Source organism: Psychrobacillus syltrankelensis (genome assembly GCF_055454035.1).
The window spans coordinates 3011323-3033177 of record NZ_CM144227.1; the positions used below are offsets into that span (position 1 = coordinate 3011323).

At 35.5% G+C, this 21855-nt stretch carries 24 protein-coding genes and 1 other annotated feature (1 of these 25 only partly in view); of the genes, 14 read left to right on the plus strand and 10 right to left on the minus strand.

Going from position 1 to position 21855, the window contains the following annotated elements; translation table 11 throughout:
• Positions 1-397 precede the first annotated feature (397 nt).
• Positions 398-1636, minus strand: a complete 1239-nt coding sequence (locus ACTSKG_RS14705; RefSeq protein ID WP_464755310.1) for an ABC transporter permease — start codon at positions 1634-1636, stop codon at positions 398-400.
• Entirely contained in the window at positions 1629-2528 is a 900-nt protein-coding gene (locus tag ACTSKG_RS14710; protein WP_464755311.1) for an ABC transporter ATP-binding protein, read from the minus strand. The genes ACTSKG_RS14705 and ACTSKG_RS14710 overlap by 8 nt, the downstream gene beginning before the upstream one ends.
• A 139-nt stretch (positions 2529-2667) precedes the next feature.
• Here ACTSKG_RS14710 and ACTSKG_RS14715 point away from each other — a divergent pair, with 139 nt between their 5' ends.
• A complete protein-coding gene (locus tag ACTSKG_RS14715; RefSeq protein WP_464755312.1) occupies positions 2668-4113 on the plus strand; it encodes a stalk domain-containing protein in 1446 nt (481 codons plus the stop codon).
• A 70-nt stretch (positions 4114-4183) separates the two neighbouring features.
• Here ACTSKG_RS14715 and ACTSKG_RS14720 read toward each other — a convergent pair whose 3' ends face one another.
• Both ACTSKG_RS14720 and ACTSKG_RS14725 read right to left on the minus strand, forming a co-directional pair.
• A complete protein-coding gene (locus tag ACTSKG_RS14720) occupies positions 4184-4441 on the minus strand; it encodes a hypothetical protein (RefSeq protein ID WP_464755313.1) in 258 nt (85 codons plus the stop codon).
• 34 nt (positions 4442-4475) lie between these two features.
• On the minus strand, positions 4476-5390 hold the full coding sequence (locus ACTSKG_RS14725) for a DNA-3-methyladenine glycosylase 2 (RefSeq protein ID WP_464755314.1): 915 nt from the start codon (positions 5388-5390) through the stop codon (positions 4476-4478).
• A gap of 119 nt (positions 5391-5509) precedes the next feature.
• Between ACTSKG_RS14725 and ACTSKG_RS14730 the strand changes: the two genes are divergently transcribed.
• From ACTSKG_RS14730 to ACTSKG_RS14740, 3 genes are read left to right on the plus strand one after another with little or no spacing between them, the layout of a single operon-like run.
• Positions 5510-6064, plus strand: a complete 555-nt coding sequence (locus ACTSKG_RS14730; RefSeq protein WP_464755315.1) for a bifunctional transcriptional activator/DNA repair enzyme AdaA — start codon at positions 5510-5512, stop codon at positions 6062-6064.
• Positions 6065-6068: 4 nt separating this feature from the next.
• Entirely contained in the window at positions 6069-6575 is a 507-nt protein-coding gene (locus ACTSKG_RS14735) for a methylated-DNA--[protein]-cysteine S-methyltransferase (protein ID WP_464755316.1), read from the plus strand.
• 34 nt (positions 6576-6609) lie between these two features.
• A complete protein-coding gene (locus tag ACTSKG_RS14740) occupies positions 6610-7023 on the plus strand; it encodes a GNAT family N-acetyltransferase (RefSeq protein WP_464758046.1) in 414 nt (137 codons plus the stop codon).
• An 86-nt stretch (positions 7024-7109) separates the two neighbouring features.
• Here ACTSKG_RS14740 and aroD read toward each other — a convergent pair whose 3' ends face one another.
• Positions 7110-7862, minus strand: a complete 753-nt coding sequence (gene aroD / locus ACTSKG_RS14745; RefSeq protein WP_464755317.1) for a type I 3-dehydroquinate dehydratase — start codon at positions 7860-7862, stop codon at positions 7110-7112.
• 68 nt (positions 7863-7930) lie between these two features.
• On the opposite strand from aroD, the gene ACTSKG_RS14750 reads away from it, so the two are divergent.
• From ACTSKG_RS14750 to ACTSKG_RS14765, 4 genes are all read left to right on the plus strand, one after another.
• Positions 7931-8779, plus strand: a complete 849-nt coding sequence (locus ACTSKG_RS14750; RefSeq protein WP_464755318.1) for a GNAT family N-acetyltransferase — start codon at positions 7931-7933, stop codon at positions 8777-8779.
• A gap of 23 nt (positions 8780-8802) precedes the next feature.
• The gene (locus tag ACTSKG_RS14755) at positions 8803-9279 is read left to right on the plus strand and encodes a DinB family protein (RefSeq protein WP_464755319.1); all 477 of its coding nucleotides are present in this window, start codon (positions 8803-8805) and stop codon (positions 9277-9279) included.
• A gap of 165 nt (positions 9280-9444) precedes the next feature.
• Complete coding sequence (dnaN, locus tag ACTSKG_RS14760; protein ID WP_464755320.1) at positions 9445-10581, plus strand: DNA polymerase III subunit beta; 1137 nt, start codon at positions 9445-9447, stop codon at positions 10579-10581.
• Positions 10582-10745: 164 nt separating this feature from the next.
• A complete protein-coding gene (locus ACTSKG_RS14765) occupies positions 10746-11276 on the plus strand; it encodes an NUDIX hydrolase (RefSeq protein WP_464755321.1) in 531 nt (176 codons plus the stop codon).
• 99 nt (positions 11277-11375) lie between these two features.
• Here ACTSKG_RS14765 and ACTSKG_RS14770 read toward each other — a convergent pair whose 3' ends face one another.
• Together ACTSKG_RS14770 and ACTSKG_RS14775 are read right to left on the minus strand one after the other, a co-directional pair.
• Positions 11376-12401, minus strand: coding sequence for a DUF4097 family beta strand repeat-containing protein (locus ACTSKG_RS14770; RefSeq protein WP_464755322.1), 1026 nt, complete (start codon positions 12399-12401; stop codon positions 11376-11378).
• Positions 12394-12717, minus strand: coding sequence for a PadR family transcriptional regulator (locus ACTSKG_RS14775; RefSeq protein WP_464755323.1), 324 nt, complete (start codon positions 12715-12717; stop codon positions 12394-12396). The genes ACTSKG_RS14770 and ACTSKG_RS14775 overlap by 8 nt, the downstream gene beginning before the upstream one ends.
• Before the next feature lie 138 nt (positions 12718-12855).
• On the opposite strand from ACTSKG_RS14775, the gene ACTSKG_RS14780 reads away from it, so the two are divergent.
• Entirely contained in the window at positions 12856-13185 is a 330-nt protein-coding gene (locus ACTSKG_RS14780) for an MGMT family protein (RefSeq protein ID WP_464755324.1), read from the plus strand.
• Between the two features lie 22 nt (positions 13186-13207).
• A complete protein-coding gene (locus ACTSKG_RS14785) occupies positions 13208-13615 on the plus strand; it encodes an NUDIX hydrolase (RefSeq protein ID WP_464755325.1) in 408 nt (135 codons plus the stop codon).
• A gap of 16 nt (positions 13616-13631) precedes the next feature.
• Here ACTSKG_RS14785 and ACTSKG_RS14790 read toward each other — a convergent pair whose 3' ends face one another.
• The gene (locus tag ACTSKG_RS14790; RefSeq protein WP_464755326.1) at positions 13632-14390 is read right to left on the minus strand and encodes a MerR family transcriptional regulator; all 759 of its coding nucleotides are present in this window, start codon (positions 14388-14390) and stop codon (positions 13632-13634) included.
• A gap of 253 nt (positions 14391-14643) precedes the next feature.
• Between ACTSKG_RS14790 and ACTSKG_RS14795 the strand changes: the two genes are divergently transcribed.
• From ACTSKG_RS14795 to nagZ, 3 genes are all read left to right on the plus strand, one after another.
• The gene (locus ACTSKG_RS14795; protein ID WP_464755327.1) at positions 14644-15231 is read left to right on the plus strand and encodes a histidine phosphatase family protein; all 588 of its coding nucleotides are present in this window, start codon (positions 14644-14646) and stop codon (positions 15229-15231) included.
• Complete coding sequence (locus ACTSKG_RS14800; RefSeq protein WP_464755328.1) at positions 15231-15731, plus strand: cupin domain-containing protein; 501 nt, start codon at positions 15231-15233, stop codon at positions 15729-15731. Before ACTSKG_RS14795 ends, ACTSKG_RS14800 begins: the two co-directional genes overlap by 1 nt.
• Before the next feature lie 129 nt (positions 15732-15860).
• The gene (nagZ, locus tag ACTSKG_RS14805; RefSeq protein WP_464755329.1) at positions 15861-17507 is read left to right on the plus strand and encodes a beta-N-acetylhexosaminidase; all 1647 of its coding nucleotides are present in this window, start codon (positions 15861-15863) and stop codon (positions 17505-17507) included.
• Positions 17508-17970: 463 nt separating this feature from the next.
• Here the strand turns inward: nagZ and ACTSKG_RS14810 are convergent, their stop codons facing one another.
• Positions 17971-18678, minus strand: coding sequence for a DUF421 domain-containing protein (locus ACTSKG_RS14810; RefSeq protein WP_464755330.1), 708 nt, complete (start codon positions 18676-18678; stop codon positions 17971-17973).
• A gap of 152 nt (positions 18679-18830) precedes the next feature.
• Between ACTSKG_RS14810 and ACTSKG_RS14815 the strand changes: the two genes are divergently transcribed.
• Positions 18831-20045: an MFS transporter gene (locus ACTSKG_RS14815; protein WP_464755331.1), complete on the plus strand. Its 1215-nt coding sequence runs from the start codon at positions 18831-18833 to the stop codon at positions 20043-20045.
• Positions 20046-20552: 507 nt separating this feature from the next.
• On the opposite strand, the gene ACTSKG_RS14820 is transcribed toward ACTSKG_RS14815, so the two are convergent.
• Positions 20553-21785 (minus strand): MFS transporter, encoded by a 1233-nt coding sequence (locus ACTSKG_RS14820; RefSeq protein ID WP_464755332.1) that lies wholly within the window; start codon positions 21783-21785, stop codon positions 20553-20555.
• A 61-nt stretch (positions 21786-21846) separates the two neighbouring features.
• Positions 21847-21855: a binding site (T-box leader), on the minus strand (it continues 304 nt past the right edge of the window).

Below are 21855 nucleotides of genomic sequence, written 5' to 3' on the forward strand. Positions count from 1 at the left end.
TGAATACGCAAAAAACCACTACAAAGTGTATAAAATTGTAGGGAATAAAACATATTTAAATTGAAAAATGGGCAGACTAATCCTATTTCCGTATCGTAAAGTTTATTTTGTTACTGCGAAAATAGATCGCAGAAAAACTTTCACTGAAAAATAAGATTAAAACTTCATTGTCCACCCATCGTCCCTTCAAAATTGTTATCTGAATTATAACATATATTATTCTTTTTGTTACAAGTATATTACTGGTTCCTGGCACCAGTAATATACTTGTAACTTTCTTGTTAATACAAAGCCTGACTTACTGAGGAACTTTCCGTTTCATATATTTTCTCGTAAATAAAAAAAGGAGCTACCTTGTTTGGAAGGTAGCTCCTACTAAGCTTAGAATAATTTAGATTTAAGTCGTTACTTTTAAAACCGTTTTAATTTTTTGAATAACGCCACCTGAGCTGTATGTTAATACGCTGCGTTTATAGAAGGAAAGGCTGATTAAGAACATTAATACTACAGTTCCAACTAATATTAACATCGATAACATAGGTTCGAATGACGAAATGTCTGTTGCACCAATTCGAAGCGGCATTACCATCCCAGATGTGAATGGGATGTATGAGAATATTTTGATCAATATTGTATCAGGACTGTACATACCGGAAAGTAAAACATAAAATCCGAGAATTCCAAGCATCATCGCTGGCATCATTGCTTGGCTGGATTCTTCAACTTTCGAAACGAGTGAGCCAAGTAGTGCACCAATGATTAAGTAAAGCATAATGGTAAATAACAAAAACAAAACTACATATCCAATAAATCCATACGACAATTCATTGACAATATCCAAAACAGCATCCCATTTAGAGCCATTATTTATGGACATGAACAGTAAACTTTGAACAATCAAAAGTGTCGCAATTTGAGTCAATGCTAATAAAAATGTACCTGTCAGCTTTGCCAAGAAATGTGTAGAAGGTTTCACGCTTGCCAGTAATACTTCTAAAACACGAGATCCTTTTTCAGATGCAACATCCGTTGTAATCATGGATAAGAATGTCATAACAAACGAATAGATTAAAAATCCGACTAGGAAGGAAGCACCAATACCTGCAGCTTTTTCATCTTCACTTTTTCCACTTTCTGATTCCTTATTCAAGTTTTTCATGGAAATAACAGTCTGAGACTGAAGAATCTTCTCCGCTTGTTCAGCTGTTAAATTAAGTTGCTGAACTTCATAAAGCTTGCCAGCGTACTGAAGCTGTGATGATAAATTCTGTTGATCATTAAAAGTTAATGGCTTATAAGTAGCGATATCAGCTGCTAATGATTGATTTTCATCTCTCACAAAAATAGCTGCATCAAAATCACCGTCGATAACTTGTTTTTCTACTTCCGCAATCCCTTCAGAAGGGAAGGCAAACTCTATATCGCTACTCGATTTAAATAAGGCTTCGATATCTGCGTTCGTCTCGTTTAATAAAGCAATTTTCAATGGTTCATCTTGGAAAAATGCTTCTTTAATTTCAGTCCAAAACATTGCAACACTAATAACACCGACATATAAAATGATTGATATAATGAATGACTTTGCCTTGATTTTTTGTTTATATAATTGTTTGACGAGAAGCCAAAACTTAGACATTCGTACCACCAACCTTATCTTTGAAAATTTCATCTAGCGACAAATAATCTAAACTAAACTTCTCGATATACTTCCCATTTGCAACAAAGTCAAAAATAGATTGAGCATATGATTCATCCTTTAAAGTAAGGATATACTGATCTTTTCCAACGTGAATATCCTTTACTCCATCTAAATTTTGAAGCGTTTCTTTTGGGACATCAGTTCGAATGGTAAGTTTCGTTTTCCCATATTGTTTTTTCAAATCTAATAAACTACCAGAAAATAACGATACACCGCGTTTCAATAGGCAAAGATGGTCACAGAGCTCTTCTACATTATCCATTTGGTGGCTTGAGAATAAAATCGTTGTTCCCTTTTCCTTTAGCTCCAAAATAGCGTTTTTTAATAAATCCATATTTACAGGATCAAGCCCACTAAATGGTTCATCTAAAATAAGAAAATCCGGCTGGTGAATAAAACTTGCGATAAGTTGAACCTTTTGTTGATTACCTTTGGATAAAGTTTCCGCTTTCGATTTTCGCTTATCTTCTAATTCAAAACGATCAATCCAATAATCTACTTCTTTATGTAGATCCTTACGAAGTTTTCCTCTTAACTCTCCAAAAAAATAAAGTTGATCCTCCACTTTCATTGAGGGAAAAATACCACGTTCTTCTGGTAAATATCCTAAAATATTTCTATTAATAGAATTAATATTTTTCCCGTCCCATGTAATTGTGCCTGCAGTCGTTTCTTGAAGATCTAAAATCATACGAAACGTGGTGGTTTTACCTGCACCATTTTGCCCAATCAAACCGTAAATCTCACCTTTTTCAATTGTGACAGAGAGATTGTCAACGGCTACAAAATCTTGATATCTTTTTGTTACTTGATTAATAGATAACGTCATATGTAGACTCCATTCTTTTATTTTTTTATCTTCTAACTACTGTATACGTTTTTAGAGACAGAATGTTTCAGCTTTTTTTGTAACGTTTTCCATAATGAATCGTCAAATCCAATGAATGGGAAAAAAAGGAGCGAAAACAATGAAGAAAATTGGAATATTTACAGTAGCATTATTACTAATGGTAGGATTTGGTTTCTATCAGCCTTTTGCAAAAGCGCAAAGTGAGGAAGAAACAATGGTGATAGAAAAAGACACATCCAATTTTGTAAAAACTTCTGGAATAATAACTAATATTGTAAAGCAAGATGAAACAGTAACTCTTACAGTGGAGTCAGAAGATAAAGAACCACAGATCAGCATTTTAAAGCTGACGGATGAAACACTTGTTTTCAATAGCGGAACGTCAAAAGCATTAAAGAAAGAAACCTTTAAAAAAGGACAAAAAGTAGATGCGTATTACGGAAAGAATAAACCAATGATTATGATTTATCCGCCACAAATTTCACCAGAGTTAGTGATAGTAAATGACCCTGAAAAATTCGGTAACGTAAAAGTCAGCAAGTTCGATAATAAATTAGTTAGTTTGGATAATGAGTTAAAGCTAAACATCGGAAAAGAAACTACTATAGTAAATGAAAAAGGAGAGAAACTGGATCAAAAAGATATAACTGGCAAAGAGCTCGTTGTGTTTTATACATTTTCGACTAGAAGTATTCCAGCTCAAACGACACCAAGTAAAATTATAGCGATTGACTATTCTGATAGTGAAATGCAACAAGAAGACACAACAAATTACATGAAATTTTCAGGGATAATTAAAGAAATTGCAACAAAAGATGGAAAAGCCATCCTAACAGTAGATACAGAAGAAAAAGAGCCGCAAACTACCATCTTTACAATTACTGACGATACACTTCTATTCAATAGCGGGACGACAAAAACGGTGAAAAAAGACTCTTTCAAAAAAGGACAACGACTTGACGCATACTATGATAAAAACAAACCAATGATTTTAATCTACCCTGCGCAAATTACTCCAGAGTTGGTTGTTGTACAAGAGGAAGGAAAGTTAGGCTCTGTAAAAGTATCTAAGTTTGATGATGAATTTCTAAGTTTAGATAAAGAACTAAAGCTAAACATTGGCAAAGAAACACTTTTAGTAAATGAAAAAGGCGAGAAGATCAAACAAGAAGACTTAAATGGAAAAGAGCTAGTTGTATTTTATACAATAATGACTATGAGTATTCCAGCACAAACGCCACCAATAAAAATCGTAGCACTGAACTATCTTTCACCAGAAATGAAAGAAGTTTTAAATATTATTGAAAAGGATCATTTTATGCAGAATGGAACAAAAATGATTCCACTTCGTAAGGTTGCAGAACAACTAGGTTACGAAGTGAAGACAAATTCAAAACGATTTGGTACGACCCTATCGTTAGGAAATAGTACCATCAAAATTACACGCGGTAAAAAAACGTATAGTTACAATAAAAGCATACAACAATTTAAAGAAAAACCAGTACTAAAGAACAATAAACTCTATGTTTCAGAAGACATTTTAGAATTACTAAATCAACAATAAGAGAAAATCCCTTCCTTCTCACAAAAGAGAACGAAGGGATTTTTTTAGATTAGAGTTAATTAATAGCGTTTTAAAAAAAGTTAGAGCATAAAACACGAAAAACATTAAAGTAAAATAAGATGATTCCCGCTATCGGCGGACGCTTTCCGCGGGGTGAGCGATGAGCCATCACCGCCGCATTCGCGTCGTTTTGTGATGTCTCATCTGTCTCACTCATCCCGCCGGAGTCGCCGCCTGTCGCTCCAATCCATAAAATAACAAGCGCCATAAGATTACCGAAAAATAATACTCCGGTAATTATGTAATCAATGTTTCGTCCAAAGTGCATATCTTGAGGCACCTAAATGACACTTGCGCTTTTCTTAATATAAAAACCTCCATAAATAGAAAGTTGCATATGCTTCCCAACCTGACCAAGGTAAGGATAATTTTTGTATTTCATCCTTTGAAGGCTTTTTGTCAGAACCAGTCACGTACTTAATAGCATTATGCAGTCCTACGTCATCAATCGGAAATGCGGAAGGAAATCTTAAACAACGCATTAGCACATAATTGGCAGTCCAAGGACCAATGCCACGAATTTTCGTGAGCACTTTTTCTGCTTTTTTTGCATCATTCGTTTCAAGCAGCATTTCTTTTGTGAGTAATCCTATTTCAATTTGATTTGCGACATCTATTAAGTACTCACACTTCTTCACAGTCATTTTTAGGCCTACTAAATCCTCTACAGATAGCTTCGCGATTTCACTTGGTGTAGGGAACACCCAATACTGCTCACCCTCATACTCGATTGATCGGCCAAATGTTTCAACCAAACGTCTCTTCAACGTATACGCATACGTCAAATTGATTTGTTGACCAAGTATACCCCAAGCCATTGCTTCGAATAAATCTGGAATACCCATAATTCGTAGACCCTTAAAATTCAATACTGCTTGATGAAGGATGGCATCTTTTTTGGCCAGCTCATAAAAGTCTTTTATCTCTGTCTTCAAATCAAACCATTCGATAATGTATTGAACAACTTTTCCACGTGCTTGTTTACTTATAGGTTTTGTATTTCCTAAAAACTTAATACAGATCGATTGTTCGTCTTGCTCGAAAATCTCTACAAGAGCTGTATATTCATCCAGAGGAATCGCTTTTCTAACTTTATTCTCCTTAATATGAAAAAGACATTCATTCGTGGATCTGGACAAATATTGAAGGTTTTGGTTAAAACTAAACTCGGACGATGTATTTAGGATGATTTGCTCATCTTTTTCTTCCCATAACATACTGAGACACCTCTTTCTAAACCTATTATAATTGTAAAGAATTTCGTTATCTTGCTATTATGTCATGAAAATCAGCTTTTCTATCTAAATAAAAGTATACTAAAAAAGGAGGTGATTTCTTGAAAAATGAGAAAATATATGAGGGATATTGGCAAGCAATTATAGAAAATAACTCAGATTATGACAATGTATTTTATTATGCTGTAACATCAACTGGAATATTTTGTCGACCTTCTTGTAAATCTAGACCACCAAAAAAAGACAATGTTCGTATTTATATGGAAGCTAAAGTAGCTATAGAAAATGGATTTCGTCCATGCAAACGTTGTAAGCCAAATGGATTGCGCTTACCTGATGAGGAATGGGTCATCCAAATTACGGAGTATATAGAAGAACATTACGAGGATCAATTAACTCTAGATATCCTTGCAGACATTTGTCATGGAAGTCCATTCCACTTGCAAAGAACATTTAAAAAAATTACAGGTATTTCTCCAGTAGAATACATTCAAAAAATTAGAATAACAAAAGCGAAAGAATTGCTAGAAACAACAAGCAAATCAATTGTAGAGATAGGTTCTATGGTTGGAATAAATAATACTTCCTATTTCATCACGCTTTTTAAAAAGATAACAGGAGATACACCAAACCAATATAGAAAAAAGGAGATTTAAACGAATGAATAAAATATATTGGACGCATTTCATTCATAATGAATGGCTATTATATATGGCGGCAACAGCAAACGGGCTTTGTTATGTAGGTTCGCCTAATAAACCGTATGAAGAGATGGAAACTTGGCTGACGAAGCGTTTTCCAAAATACGAGTTAGAAGAAAATCCCAAAGCTTTAGAACTTTATACAATTGAAATAAAAGAGTATTTAGATGGTGAACGAAGTGAATTTACATTGCCTGTAGAATTAAAGGGAACCGCATTTCAATTAGCCATTTGGGATGCATTAACTAAAATTCCTTATGGTGAAAAGAAATCTTACTCTCAAATTGCTGAATTCATCAATAACCCTGCAGCCATTCGAGCGGTAGGAGCAGCAATAGGCGCAAATCCAGTACTCATTACAATCCCCTGTCACCGAGTAGTAGCAAAAAACGGTTCGTTAACAGGTTACCGTGGTGGATTAGAAATGAAAGAAAAACTACTCACATTGGAAATAGGAGAACAATAAATTGATAACTAGGCAAATAAACGAAGAATACCCTATGAACTTATTATTACTCGCTGATCCTTCCGAAAACATTGTGAAGGAGTATTTAAAACGTGGAGAGTGCCATATCTTTGAAAAAGATGATAAAACAATCGGAGTCTATGTCCTACTTCCGACTAGACCTGAAACTGTGGAACTCGTAAATATTGCGGTTGCAGAGCAGTATCAAGCAAAAGGAATTGGAAAGGCCCTCGTGTTGGATGCAATTGAGCAGGCAAAACGTCACGGATATAAAATTATCGAAGTAGGGACAGGCAATTCAAGCGTAGGACAGTTGGCTCTATATCAAAAATGCGGATTTCGTATTATTGGTGTGGATAAAGATTTTTTCAGCATTCATTATGAAGATAAAATTGTGGAAAATGGAATCGAGTGTGTGGATATGATACGACTTGCACAGCAATTATAGAAACGATGTTGCGTTTAAAGGCGTCGGGATCTTATTGAGGATTATTCTTTCAATATAAATGAGCTGCCAAATTAGGCAGCTCTGTTTTAGTTTGTATTTAATATTTCTAGCATTCTTCTAAGCTCAGTAGCTGGAATTTGTCCAGGAGCGGATGCTTCGATTCCAGAACCAAATGTTGCAGCAGAGCCAAAAACTTGTCCCGATACTCTACTAATTACCCCGGTGGCAGCCATCGACATCGTAATAATTGGTCGATCCGCATACAGTGAATTCATTGTATAAGTTGCATCTAATAACGTGAGCACATCAATGGGGGATTTAGGCATTACAGCTATTTTCGGTATATGCGCACCTAGTTCCTGCATTCTTCTGAGTCTCCAAATAATTTCCTCTTTTACTGGTGTTTTTTCGAAATCATGATTAGACATAATGATAAACACGTTATTAGCCAATGCTGCTTCTACAATTTCGTTCACATTTGAAGAAAATAACTCCACATCTATTAAGTCGATTTCGTTTGTTTTCACAACTTCTTCGAGAAGCTGCTTATAGAAAGCATCCGTGATTATTTTATTTCCACCTTCACGATGACTTCTAAAAGTAAACAATAGTGGGGTTGGAAATAATGCATTACGAATAACTGAAAGAGTATTTTTGACTGTCTCAATATTTTCAATTTCTTCTAGCAAATCTGCACGCCACTCGACAATATCTGGACTCACTTGCTTTATTGTTTTAATTTCTATTAGAAGTTGTTCTATGTTTTTCCCCATAATAGGGACAATGATCTTCGGTATGTCTTTACCGATATGAATATCACGAATAGAAACAATTTTCATAAAACTACTCCCATCCAACTGTGTTTTACGTTATATTAACATACAAAGATAAAAAGGAGTGAAATAATATGAATTTTCAGCGTTATGTAAATGCAGTAGACTTTGAGCAAGTAGCAAGACCTTTTTTAGAAAAAAACGAAGACAAATTTAGTTTGTTTTTAGGGGTACTTCAAGCTATTAAAGATGGGAAATACGAAAATCCACTTATGGCAACAATCGAAGAAAATGGTGAGTTGTTAGCCCTATTCCAAATGACTCCGCCTCATCCACTTAATATTATTTTTGTAAATGAAGAGAGAATGGCAGCAAGCATTGATTTGTGTATTACTGAGTTAATCAAACAGTCTATAAACATTGAATCTATCATCAGTGTAAAAGAATGGGCATATAAATTCGCGGAAAAATGGAAGGAGAAAACAGGGCAAGGTTTTTCCATATCAATGGATCAAGGTTTATACCGTTTAGATCAAGTGGAAGATTCTTTAGAAATGAGCCCTGGATCATGGCGTTACGCAACGGAAGAAGACGCATTGCTCATTGAAAAATGGTATAGCTTATTTGAAGAGGATACTGGACTTCCGAAAACAGCATCAGTTGAAATTAAAAAGAGAGTAAAAATGATGCTGGACGCAAAAGAAGCATTTCTATGGGAAAACGAAGGACAAATTGTATCCATGATGAAAAAATCAAGACCATCAGCAAATGGTGTTACTGTTTCACTTGTATTCACACCAAAGGAACAACGGAAAAAAGGATATGCCCGCACAATGGTAGCTGCAGGTAGTTTAGAACTCTTAAAGGAATTTCAATTTTGTGTCCTCTACACAGATATGCTAAATCCAACTTCTAACAAAATCTATCAAGAAATTGGCTATCATAAACTGATAGATTCCGTACATTTGAAAATTGAAAAATAAAATAATAAATAGGGGGAACTCTTTTGCAAATGTTGTTCCGTTATAACTGGATGGTTAGGGAAGATTGGTATCGATGGTGTGAAGAAGTAAGTGAAGAAGACCTTCTTTTAGATAGAACAGGTGGTGTAGGCGGGATATTGCATACTCTATTTCACATTGTGGATGTCGAGTGGAGTTGGATCCGGCTTCTTCAAGGGAAATCAGATTTTCAAGAGACCTTTAATGATTACAACAGTTTGGAAAAAGTGAGAGCGTTGGACACTAAATTTAAAATAGAAGTAGAGCAATTTGTTCATAATTGGGAAGAAAGTATGGATAATCTTATACTTCAAGATACAATGCCAGATGGAAGTATTGTAACAGACACATGGGGCGAGATTATGCGTCATGTGATTGCCCATGAAATCCATCATATTGGACAATTATCCATATGGGCTAGGGAAATAGGGCAAAGACCTGTCTCAGCAAATCTCATTGGTAGAGGTCTTGCTTCTAAGTAAATAATGAAAAAATTACTCTAAAAAATAATAGAAGCCTTACCAGCATGTTTGCTGGTAAGGTTTTTTGAATTTAATAAAAACGTAGTGCAAATGAATTTTTATAATGTTACATTAAATCTATCAGAGTATTTCGTTAGGCGAATAAAAAAAAAGTGGGGTAATATAATGAAATTTGAAATTATGCGTCATCGGTTATTAGATGGATTAAATGATGTAATGAAAGCGATTAGCTCGAAAACCACTATTCCAATTTTGACAGGAATTAAATTAGAAGTTACGGAAGATGGATTACGACTGACTGGAAGCGATTCAGATATTACTATTCAATCATTTATTAAGGCTGAAGAAGATGGCGATCAAGTGATTCGAGTTATTGAAGAAGGGTCAATTGTAGTTCCAGCGCGTATGTTTAATGAAATTGTACGTAAATTACCAACAAGTGATGTAGAGATAGAAGTAAAGCAGAATTATCATACATATATTCATTCTGGTAAGTCGGAGTTTCATATAATTGGTCTAGACCCTTCTGATTATCCAATGTTACCAGAGATTCAGGATGATCGTCAGTTTACTATGCCAGCGGATTTACTAAAATCTATTGTTCGTGAAACCGTATTTGCAGTTTCACCTTCTGAAAATCGTCCAGTATTAACAGGTGTCCATTGGCAAGTGAAAAATACCGAGCTAGTTTGTATAGCAACGGATAGTCACCGCCTTGCACGCCGTAAAGTAACTTTGGACCAACTATCAGAAGGAGAATATAATGTAGTTATACCTGGAAAGAGCCTTACCGAGTTAAGTAAAATCATTGGTGACACATCCGAGCTTGTTCATATCGCGATGACAAGTCAACAAGTGTTATTTAAAACAAGGAGTGTATTGTTATTCTCTCGTCTACTGGAAGGGAATTACCCAGATACATCTCGTTTAATACCAACTGAATTCAAAACGATTGTTACGATGAATGGTAAAGCTTTATTTCAAGCAATTGACCGAGCTTCTTTATTGGCACGGGAAGAGCGCAATAACATTGTTCGACTATCCACACTAGAAGGTAATATTGTAGAGATTTCATCAAGCTCACCTGAAATTGGGGAAGTAGAAGAAGAAATTCAATCAATTTCGGTTGAAGGCGAAGTGATAAAAATTTCGTTTAGTGCAAAATATATGATGGATGCATTAAAAGCATTAGAGGGACATGATGTAATCGTCCAATTTACAGGACCAATGCATCCATTTATAATAAATTCTATTCTTGATGACGCCATCTTGCAACTAATTGTACCGGTGCGCACTTATTAACTATTAAACCTTAAAAAGTCCCTTTGTTAAGACAGTTTTTTAACTTCTTTGCAAAGGGATTTTTCTGTTCTTTATTTTGAGAGAAAGGAATAAGGAGGAATATCAAGATTGAATGTTGAAAACGTGGGTAGCTGCAAATTTAAACTTGGAGAGGGAGTGTTCAATTGAATCTTCAAATTTACGTTGATTGGGGAGGACATAAAGTTAGTCTCATTTGGCATCCTTTCAAAAAGATAACCCAAAGTGAAATAGTAACCTCTGTTCATAGTTATTGTTTTTACCAAGATAAGGTTTTATTAGTTCAAGTAAAAGAAAGAGGATTTAACATTCCAGGTGGACATATTGAGGTAGGTGAGTCTCCAGAAGAGGCATTACATAGGGAGGTTTATGAAGAAGGATATGTAAAAGGGAAACTAAAATATATTGGTGCTATTGAAGTCAATCACAGTAATAATCCTTACTTCGTTCAAAACGGCCCGTATCCTTTGATAGGTTATCAATTATTTTATCGAATGGACATTGAAGAATGTCATCCGTTTCTTAGAGAAAATGAAACAGTATCACGCATTTGGGTCGAACCTGAAGAAGTTCCTTATGTGTTGAGTGATCATGAGCTATCTTTGCTCATTTTAGAAGTGGCTATAACGATGAAAGTAGAAGCTAAGTCTAAGATTTCACTGCATATACAAAAATAGTTTATAGATTACAAGATTCTAACATAACTTCAGAATTCCATGAGAAACTCGCCTAAAACAAAAATAACTCCACGTATAATTACGAGGAGTTATTTTAATTTAAGCCTTTTTTATAACAGTAATTTTCCCGTTGTCAGAAGAGAGTCGGATAGTGTTCGACCCGTTACCAAACACGGTACGAGAATTCTTTTCTCCAAATACACTTACTCTGCCATGATCAGTTTTAGTATGAATGGATACGTCTGTTGGATCGTTTTCTGTCTCTACTAAAATGCTGCCATTATCCGTTTCTAACTGGATCATGCGGTCGAGACTCGATGTTAGAAGCGAAATTCGCCCGTTATCGGTTTTCCCGATAATATCACCATTTACATTTTCCATCATAATACGTCCGTTATCCGTTTCTGTAATAATCTGCTCAGCATCCACATTACGCAATTCAATTCTGCCATTATCTGTCTGGGTGGAAAGTTTATCCGTTTGCACCTTATCAATTTCAATGCGTCCATTGTCTGTTTCTACTTCTAAAACAGTAGCTGCAAATTCCTTTAAGCCGATGCTTCCGTTATCGGAAGTGGCTTTAATTGCTTTACCAAGCATTTTTTCTGCACGAATGCGGCCATTATCGGTTTTCATGATGATTGTTGCATATAACTTTTTAGGAAGTGATACATTTACTCGGAGTTCTTTAATAAAGAACAAGAAATTAAATAACTGGAATTTCTTTGTTTTTAATTGAATCGATAATGTATCGTTGATAACATTAGCAGTGAAATCTAGTTTGTCGTGATCCCCAATTAATTCCACAGTCGTATCATCTGTTTCTGATGGGAAAACGTATAGTGAGCCGTGATCTATGTTCATTACTACATTGGAAAAAGTAGGGTTAGGAATTTTAATTACTTTATTATTTGTCATTATTTTCTCAGGAATATGATTTTCCAAAAGCTCTTGTGCGATTTCTTTCGGAGAACCAAGAGAAGCAGCAATATCGCTATCTGCTTTTCCATCCTCACGACCATTTGTAAAATACTCTTTTATGTCAGAAAGAATATCATTGCGTTCATCTGCAGGAAGACCAGCTAGCGCAAGCTCCAGTTCACTTATAAATTGTTGTTCAGTCATTTTTTACACCCTCTTCGATTAGATTATTCACACCGTTTGTGAATTTTTTCCATTCATTTAACTGTTCATGTAAATAAGTTCTGCCCAGTTCGGTAAGTTTGTAATATTTACGCGGGGGGCCTTCCGATGATTCTTGTAAATAGGTTGTAAAGTATCCTTCCTTAGTTAAGCGTCTCAATAATGGGTAAACAGATCCTTCTGAAATTGATATTTGGTCGGATATTTTTTGTACAAGCTCATAACCATAACGATCTTGTTTATCCAATAACACAAGTACGCAAAGATTCAATACGCCTTTCTTAAATTGAATGTTCAATTGTCTTTCACTCCTTCCACTACTATTTAATAACCAGTACCTTTGATAGTAATATATCATACGGTATTATTCTATGCAAGGTACTGAATAAAATATTCTAAATAAGTTATAATCGAAGTAACGAAAGGATGACGACGGATGAACCCTTTTACTGAAAAAACGATTGAAATAATAAAATCCATTCCTTCGGGAAAAGTCATGACATACGGGCAAATTGCAAAGGTTGCAGGTAGTCCAAGGGGCGCAAGACAAGTAGTACGCATCCTTCATACAATGAGTGCAAAACACAAGCTACCATGGCATCGTGTCATCAATATTAAAGGAGAGATCGCTATTCCAGATGAAGAATCTGCCTTTTCTCAAAGAGCTATGCTAGAAGCGGAAGGTGTATGTTTTCGTTCTAATGGCCTGGTGGATTTAAAAAAATCAAGATATGTAGCCGAAATTAATGATGTAGATATAATCTAATGAATGAAGTGAGGAAAAGAAAATGTTTAAATGGCAAGGTGCAGCAGGTATTAGTATAAATGAAAAACAAGAGGTGCTAATGGTTCTTCAAGCAGCTCCAGGAGAAGATAAGCAATGGACCGTTCCATCAGGGACAATGGAAGATGGGGAAACGTTTGAAGAATGCTGCGTAAGAGAATTTTGGGAAGAAACTGGCTACAAGGTTCGGATTATTGAAAAAGTACAAAGTAAGAGTGGAGTCATTAGTGAACATGGAATTTCTTATCATGTTGAATACTTTTTAGTTGAAATAGTGAGTGGGGAGATAACCATCCAAGATCCAGATCAGTTTATCCACGAAATCGCTTGGAAATCGTTAGAAGAAATTGCAAAGCTCCCTTTGGCTTATCCAGAAGATATCCACATAATCGAACAAGTTTTAAAAAACTAGAAGGGAGTTAATCCTTCTAGTTTTTTGTATAAATAAGAATTGCGTCTCTTAAAAACTCTGCTGCACCAGTTTGGATTTTGTCATAGTAAGCAGTAAAGCGTTCATCATCCACATACATTTGGGCAACTCCAGCATGGGCTTCCTTCGTATACTTTTCCCAATAAAAGCTTAACCATTGTCGGTGCAAATCTGCTGTTTTTTGTGCAAGTTCTCCAGCTGAATCGCCAATTGCCATTGCGGCTTTCAAATTCTCTGCAATTTTCTCAGCTAGGATCGAAAGTTCTTCGTGCTGGGCTTCGGTCATACCTTTTACTTTTGCATTCGATTTATTTACAACTTCCTCGCCATATTTTTCTCGAATTTCTTTCCCGTACTTTTTCTCATTTTCATCCACTAGCTTTTGTTTAAATCCTTCAAATTTCTCTTTATCCGACATTATAATCTTCCTTTCTGTTAGTTGAATGGATTTATCGACATTTTCGATCAACAAATCTAATTGTGCTCTCTTTTCAAGGAGTTTTTCTCGATGTTCCTTTAATGCAGTTGCACCGTCGAACGTTTCAGAAGTCATTATTTCTTTGATGCTATCCAAATTTACCCCAAGCTCACGGTAAAAAAGAATTTGCTGCAGTCGATCTACTTCTGTAGAACCATAAATGCGGTAGCCAGATGAATTGATGCGTAAAGGTTTAAGCAATCCAATTTCATCATAATACCGAAGTGTCCGTGTACTTATTCCCGCCAATTGACCAAGCTTTTGCACTGTATATTCCAAGAAATCACCTCCTAATAATTACAGTCTAGACCTTTACGCTACGTTAAGGTCAAGTGAATAATTAGAATTTGTTCAAATTGTTTTGTTTCATTATAATAAAAGAATAAGAAGTGAGTTTTATCCATAATAGTAAAAGAAATCATGCTACAGTTAGAGTAACTAGGCAAGGAAAAACGTAAAAGTTTCACTTCTTCATTCGCTCCAGAATGGATTGCCACCGTATTAGATAAGAATACGTAAAGGGGAGAATAACATGACAACTATTGGTTTTGTTAGACATGGTGTGACAGCTTGGAATAAAGAAGGAAGAGCGCAAGGGACAACAGATGTACCACTCGATGAGGAAGGTATCGAAATGGCAGAAAGGGTTGCCGATAGAATTGAACAGGAAGAATGGGACATCATTTATACTAGCCCTTTGATTCGTGCAAAGAGAACTGCAGAGATTATTGCTGAAAAACAACCTGAAATTGATTTTGTTGTAGACAAGCGCCTTGGGGAAATTGGTGGAGGTATAATTGAAGGTACTACAGAGGCAGAGCGAGTTGCAAAATGGGGTTTTGCTTGGAGAAAAATGGAGTTGGGATTTGAGCCGGAAGAGGTTATTATTGCTCGCGGCATGTCTTTCATAGAAGATGTAAAGCAGGCGCATCCCGGTAAACGAGTGTTAGTTGTTAGTCATGGAGGCTTTATTGGACGGATCATTAATGTCCTTGTACCAAATAGTGAGTTTGTATTTGATATAGGAAATACTTCACTGACAGTGATAGAATTACAAGACAATAAAAATATATGCCACTTATTCAACTGTATGAAGCATTTAGAAACGAGGGAAGTATAATGCAGAAAGATTCCAATTATTACATACATCATCTAGGTTTAGAAGCCCACCCAGAAGGTGGGTATTATAAAAGCACATATAATTCCGACCAATCAATGGCAGCACTTGGTACGACTCGAAAGCTATATACGAGTATTTATTTTCTATTAGGAGCAGGAGATGTATCGCACTTTCATCGACTAAAATCAGATGAATTGTGGTATTTTCACGGCGGAAGCTCTTTACTAGTACATATTATTGATGAAGAAGGAAATTATTTCGAACATAAACTAGGGCTTGATTTGGAGAATGGAGAAACACCTCAAGTATTGGTACCGAAAAACTCAATTTTTGGTTCATCTGTTATTAAAGATGGATTATTTTCACTTGTTGGTTGTATGGTAGCCCCAGGTTTTGATTTTGAAGACTTTGAACTGTTTACGCAAAGTGAGTTATTGGAAAAGTATCCTCAACATGAACAAATTATTCGTAAAATGGCGTATGAACAATTGCCAAAATAAAATTAGCGACCTTGGCTGGCTCAAGGTCGCTTTTAATATATAAAATGGATGAAGTTAAATTAAAGGGATAATGGTTACACTAATAGAAATACAAAAATAAAGCAACGTCATTTATTTGGAGGTTCTTTTATGATTAAAAAAGTGATTTTATTCCTTATGTTATTTTTAGCAATCGCAATTACTATGCTATTTATAGATAATAAAGAAAAGAAAGAAGAAATAAATAAGAGTCTAACGCCAACACTAAAGGAGCCTTCGGAAGTAGAATCTCTCGTTTCGCTCATTTTTGAGTCTTCGAAAATAGGGCAAGTAATGGATGTTCCATTTATTGTAGGTGAGACGGATGTTCAAGAAGTACATGAACAATGGGGAAGTCCGGAGGAAAAAAGCGTAATTTCCACAACTATTTATGAAGACTATTTATCCAAAAATGTGACTGTGGGTCATCGATCCAATACTGTTTTTGATATTCGCTCCTCCGCACCAGCTATCCAGCAAATACATTTAGAGGATATTGAAAGAATAAAGGGGGAAGCAGATGAGATTCGCAGTTATCAAGATGAAAAGGTGGACCAAACGATTCTGATTTATGAAGTTTCTCCCACTTATCAACTGAAATGGATTTTACCGAAAGCAACAGAAAGTGAACCGAACCCGACGGTTGATCATATATCGGTTTTTATGAATATTGAAGAAGAAACTCCGACTCTTTCAGACATGAGTTTAGAAGAAAAGATTGGGCAAATGATTTTTGCTGGAATAGACGGAACATCTTTAACGAAAGAGTCGAAGCAATTAATTTCAGTGAATAAAGTAGGTGGGCTCATTTTTTATCAAAATAACTTAAAAGATGAGAGGCAAACTGTTTCTTTATTAAACGCAATCAAAACCGAAAGTGAAAAGGAAAAACATCCACTATTTTTAGGGGTTGATCAAGAAGGTGGCAGAATATCAAGACTACCTGGATTAAATAAGTTACCTACAAACCAAGAAATTGGGAAACTAAATAATCCAACTCTTTCATATAGTATAGGTTCTCTTTTAGGAAAAGAGATGAATGCATTCGGTTTTAATCTCGACTTTGCTCCAGTACTTGATGTAAATAGCAATCCAAAAAATCCGGTTATTGGAGATCGTTCTTTTGGTAATAACGCAGAGATCGTAAGTAAGCTTGGTATTCAGACGATGAAAGGTATTCAAAGTGAGAGTGTTGTTTCCGTTGTGAAGCATTTTCCGGGCCATGGGGATACTTCCGTGGATTCTCATTTAGAACTTCCAATTATTCAAAAAAGTATCAAAGACTTAAATGCCCTGGAATTGATTCCATTTAAAAAAGCAATTAAGGATGGAGCAGATGTTGTCATGGTTGCTCATATTCTTTTACCAAAGATTGATCCAAAATTTCCATCTTCTATGTCTCATTCCATTATTACAGGGATATTGAGAGAACAACTTCAATTCGATGGGGTAGTGATGACAGACGATATGACCATGAATGCTATATTAGGTCATTATGAAATTGGGCAAGCTGCCGTGGATGCAGTGAAAGCTGGGAACGATATTGTGTTAGTGGCGCATGATTATCCAAAAGTGAAAAGAGCCATTGATGCGATTAAACAAGCAGTTCATAATGGAGAGATTTCTGAAGAAAGAATAAATACGAGTGTAAGCCGGATTCTAATGTTGAAAGAAAAATATAAGCTAAACAACGAACGTGTTCAAGCCCTAGACATTAAAGGGTTAAACCATTCGATAGAACAAATTATAGGGAAATAATATAAGAAAAGGACTTCCAGGTTTAATGGAAGTCCTTTTTTAAGAGAACATATATGAAGTTGACTGCTAGGTATACTATAGGTGTAGATGGACTTAAGATGATTTATTATACACAAATCCAGTAATAGGATGCCCCATGTTTCGTACAAAGCACCCTGTAAATAGTGAAGAACAGATGCAGTTAAAGTTCGCTTCCGGTTTTCTTAAGAGATAAGTATATGCATCATCGTCCTGGGAACCAGTATTCATAGTACTTTAAAGAATTAAATAATACCGCCGATTTCCGTTGCAGATGGACGCGTTCCGCGGGGTGAGCGATTAGCCATCACCGACGCTAACTCGTTCGTTTGTGATGGCTAATCTGTCTCACTCATCCCGCTAGAGTCCACCTTTCACTACAATCCATTAAGTGAGTATTGCCTAAGTTAGTGAAGCTTTTGCTTAAAGGACGCTTACGCTTTTCTTAAATACCATTTTTTCGTAAGCTAACATACAGAGATCCGTTCGTTTGAATCTGAGCGTAATAAACCTCATCCACCGAATCAACGCCTTGTTTCCGAAGTTTTTTCATCACCCACTCTTCAGTCAATTCTAGTTCTTCCAAGTTTTTGTAAACAATTACCCCATCTGAAATAATTTCAGAAGGCATATAGGTTGGAAGTGATACATCTGCTTTTACGTCTTGTTTGGTTGCTTCTTGTTGCGCTACTTTTTTAAAGACACTTAATTTCCCATTCGTTTCGAGCACTGCATAATGAACGTCTTGAATGGAGAAAATAGATTGTTCTCTAAGCATCAATAATACATCATCCATATGTAGGCGTGCTTTTTTTATGGATTTAACGGAGATTTCTCCATCCTTAATAACAATTGTAGGATTATCATCGACAAGAGTACGTGCTTTTGGCGATTTCAAAGTAATGTAACTCATAGCTAAAGTAAGGATTGCCCACCAGATTAGGGCAATATAACCGTCAATAAAAGGAGTTTCCTTTTGGGCTGCAATTTCGGAAGCAATTGAACCAATCGTAATACCTGTAATATAATGGAAAAAAGTTAATTGGCTAAGTTGTTTTTTCCCTAATATCCTAGCAAGTAAAAGTAGGGTTGTGAAAGAAACTGTTGTTCGAATAATCATTTCCCAAAAGTGAATATCAAATAAATCTTTCATTTATCTAAACTCCTTTTTATATTAAAGTTCTTCAATATAGTCTTTCCAAAAGAGTTCGAACTATCCTTTTTTACTTCCGGGTTATATTAACTTTTGCGTTATAATGAATCCATTAACAAAATTCAGCAATTGAAAGAGCGTGAAGAAAAAATATGTCAACATTGAATGATTCTCAGAAAATAGGCAATCCTGTTTACCCAATCATGTTTGCTATTGGCGTCTGCCATTTATTTAATGATTCATTGCAATCGGTGATTCCTGCAATGTTTCCTGTTTTGGAAAAAGAAATTGGATTAACATTTACCCAATTAGGATTAATTTCATTTATGTTAAATATTGTTGCATCAGTCTTACAACCAGTTGTTGGATTTATTAGTGATAAGAAACCTATGCCGTATGCACTTCCTCTTGGAATGATCAGTTCTTTTGTCGGAATGGCAGGACTCGCGTTTGCTCCCCAATATTGGATTATACTTGTGTCGGTTATATTCTTAGGATTTGGCTCAGCTATATTTCATCCGGAAGGCTCACGTGTTTCATATATGGCAGCAGGTTCTAAAAGAGGACTTTCACAATCTATCTACCAAGTAGGTGGGAATTCTGGACAAGCACTAGCTCCTCTGATTAGTGCATTTATTCTAGTTCCATTAGGTCAAAAAGGTGCAGCACTTTTTTTAATAGTAGCAGCTGCGGCAATATTTATACTATCTAAAATTTCGATATGGTATAAGAAACAATTGGAAGAAGAAAAGCTTACAAAAAAGAAAAAAACACTGTTTTCTTCTTTGCCACCTCTTTCTAAAAAGCAGGTGGGAGTTGCCTTAACACTTCTAATGATTATTATTTTCGCAAGATCCTTCTACGTAACGAATATGACTAACTTTTATATTTTTCACTTGATGAAACACTACAATTTAACAATTAAAGAAGGGCAGTTATTAATCTTTATTTTTCTAGCTTTGGGAGCAGTAGGTACTTTCTTTGGAGGACCGATGGCGGATCGTTTAGGTAGGAGAAATGTCATTTTACTATCCATGGCGGTACCAATTCCTTTATGTTTAATATTGCCGTATGTTCCAATATGGGCGGTTGTATTATTACTAGTTATGATCGGTTTCTTCCTCATGCTCAGTTTTTCGGTCACAGTTGTTTACGCCCAAGAGCTTGTACCGAGTAAAATTGGCACTATGGCAGGATTAACGGTAGGACTTGCATTCGGGATGGGAGCGATAGGAGCAGTTGTAATTGGAATTTTAATGGATCATGTTGGAGTTTATACGACGATGATTGTTGTTTCTACGCTGCCACTTATCGGACTAGTAGCAATTGCATTACCAAAGGATAGGAAAATTAGTGCTAATAATTAATAAAAGAAAGTGGCTGTTCACTTTTGTTAGATTTTAAGTTGCCTTCCACAATAAATGTGGAAAGCAACTTTTTTTAATGATAAGAAACTAAGAAAGTATATAAATTCGGTATCATGAACACAGTAATCATGGACCTTTGTACAAGGATTCCGCTCCAACCGAACGCATTCGGCTCCTAGGATACTGCGGGGTCTTCGATGAATAAGCTTATATACGAGTAGGGGAGTATTTTTTCTCTAATTAACCAAACCAAACGCATCATGTCCTCACAAATTCCAAGTGGGCGACGGACAAACCTTCGCCACAAGATGACCGAAAATAAGGAGTTGGAGGAGACGTAGTCACTTCCAATTCCTCAAAATCCACCGGTAATAGTGTAGCTAATATTTCGTCCAAAGCACTCAGGAATTAGTGATCACAAGATGCATGCACTTAAAAGGCGCTTGCGTTTTTCTTATTTACTGACACGTTATCATTCTATTCCAATTTTTTTGCACTTTACGAAAATCATTTTAAGCAAACATCATCATAATACTTGCTTTTCGAAGGAAATACGCAAAACATGAACAAAAGAATGGTAATACCCAACATTAGAAAAGAACCAATGATGACAACAAATTGAATGGAAATAAGTTGTGCCGATATGCCAAATATTATGGTAATACTAATGATTAAAAAAGCTTCAAATAATCCATATATACTTCCTATTCTCCCCATCAACTCAACTGGAAAATTGTTTTGATAGAACGTATGGAAACCTGTATTTGCAAAAGCAAGAGAAAAGGCAAGGATAAAAAATCCTATAGCGGCTATTGAAAATGTAGTTGAATAGGCGTAAATAATATAGCCAATAGAAACAAATAACGAGCCACCCCCAATTAGTAGGGAAGTTGCTAATTTGTTTACAATCATTGCATTCACAAGAGCCCCTACAATAATACCTGCCCCTGCTATACTTACAAGGAATCCATACTCTCCATCAGATAAAAAAAGCACTGCTTTAGCAAATGCAGCTTCTTGAGAATCGATAGCTGTTGCAATTACCATTGTGCAGCTAAATAAAACGTAAATGACCATAATATAAACGTGTTGACGACTAAAGTTTAAAACAACTCTCCAATCATTTTTGACTAAATTCCAAGAAATATAGGTAAAAGATGATTCGAGGATATTCCCCTTTTCAAGATTTGGCATAAACAAAGTTATTATTCCGGATAATAGTAGAGCTATTGCATTAATGTAAATTGCTAAGATTGGTGTACCTAATAAAAACAATATACCCGCTATTGCTGGACCAATTAGGAAAGCCCCAGAGTCTATTAAGCTTCGTAAGGAATTAAAACGTTTTCTTTGTTGAATTGGTATTAACTTTGTTATATAGACAATGGAAGCAGGTTCAAACATTGATCTCGCCATATTTATTATAAAAACGATTGCATATATAATCCAAATTGATGAAACAAATGGTAATACTGCTATAAAAGCCGCCCGAAAAAGGTCAAGGCCAACCATAAGGTTACGTTTATTTATGCGATCAATTACGCTGCCGGTCCATGTATTCGTAAATAATGTAGCTAAGGGTTTAACGATATAAAGCCCTGCGACTGCAAGTGGAGAATTGGTCATATCTAATACAATTAAATTGAGTGCTATTAAATATACCCATGCGCCAAAGTTGGAAAATCCTATGCCAAATAATAGAATTGATGGATACTTCCAGGATAATAATATTTTTTTCATTTTGTTCTCCTTTCTTTTTAAAAAAGTGCAAATAAAAAAATCTCACCCCCAAGACTATTGTCTTGGGGAC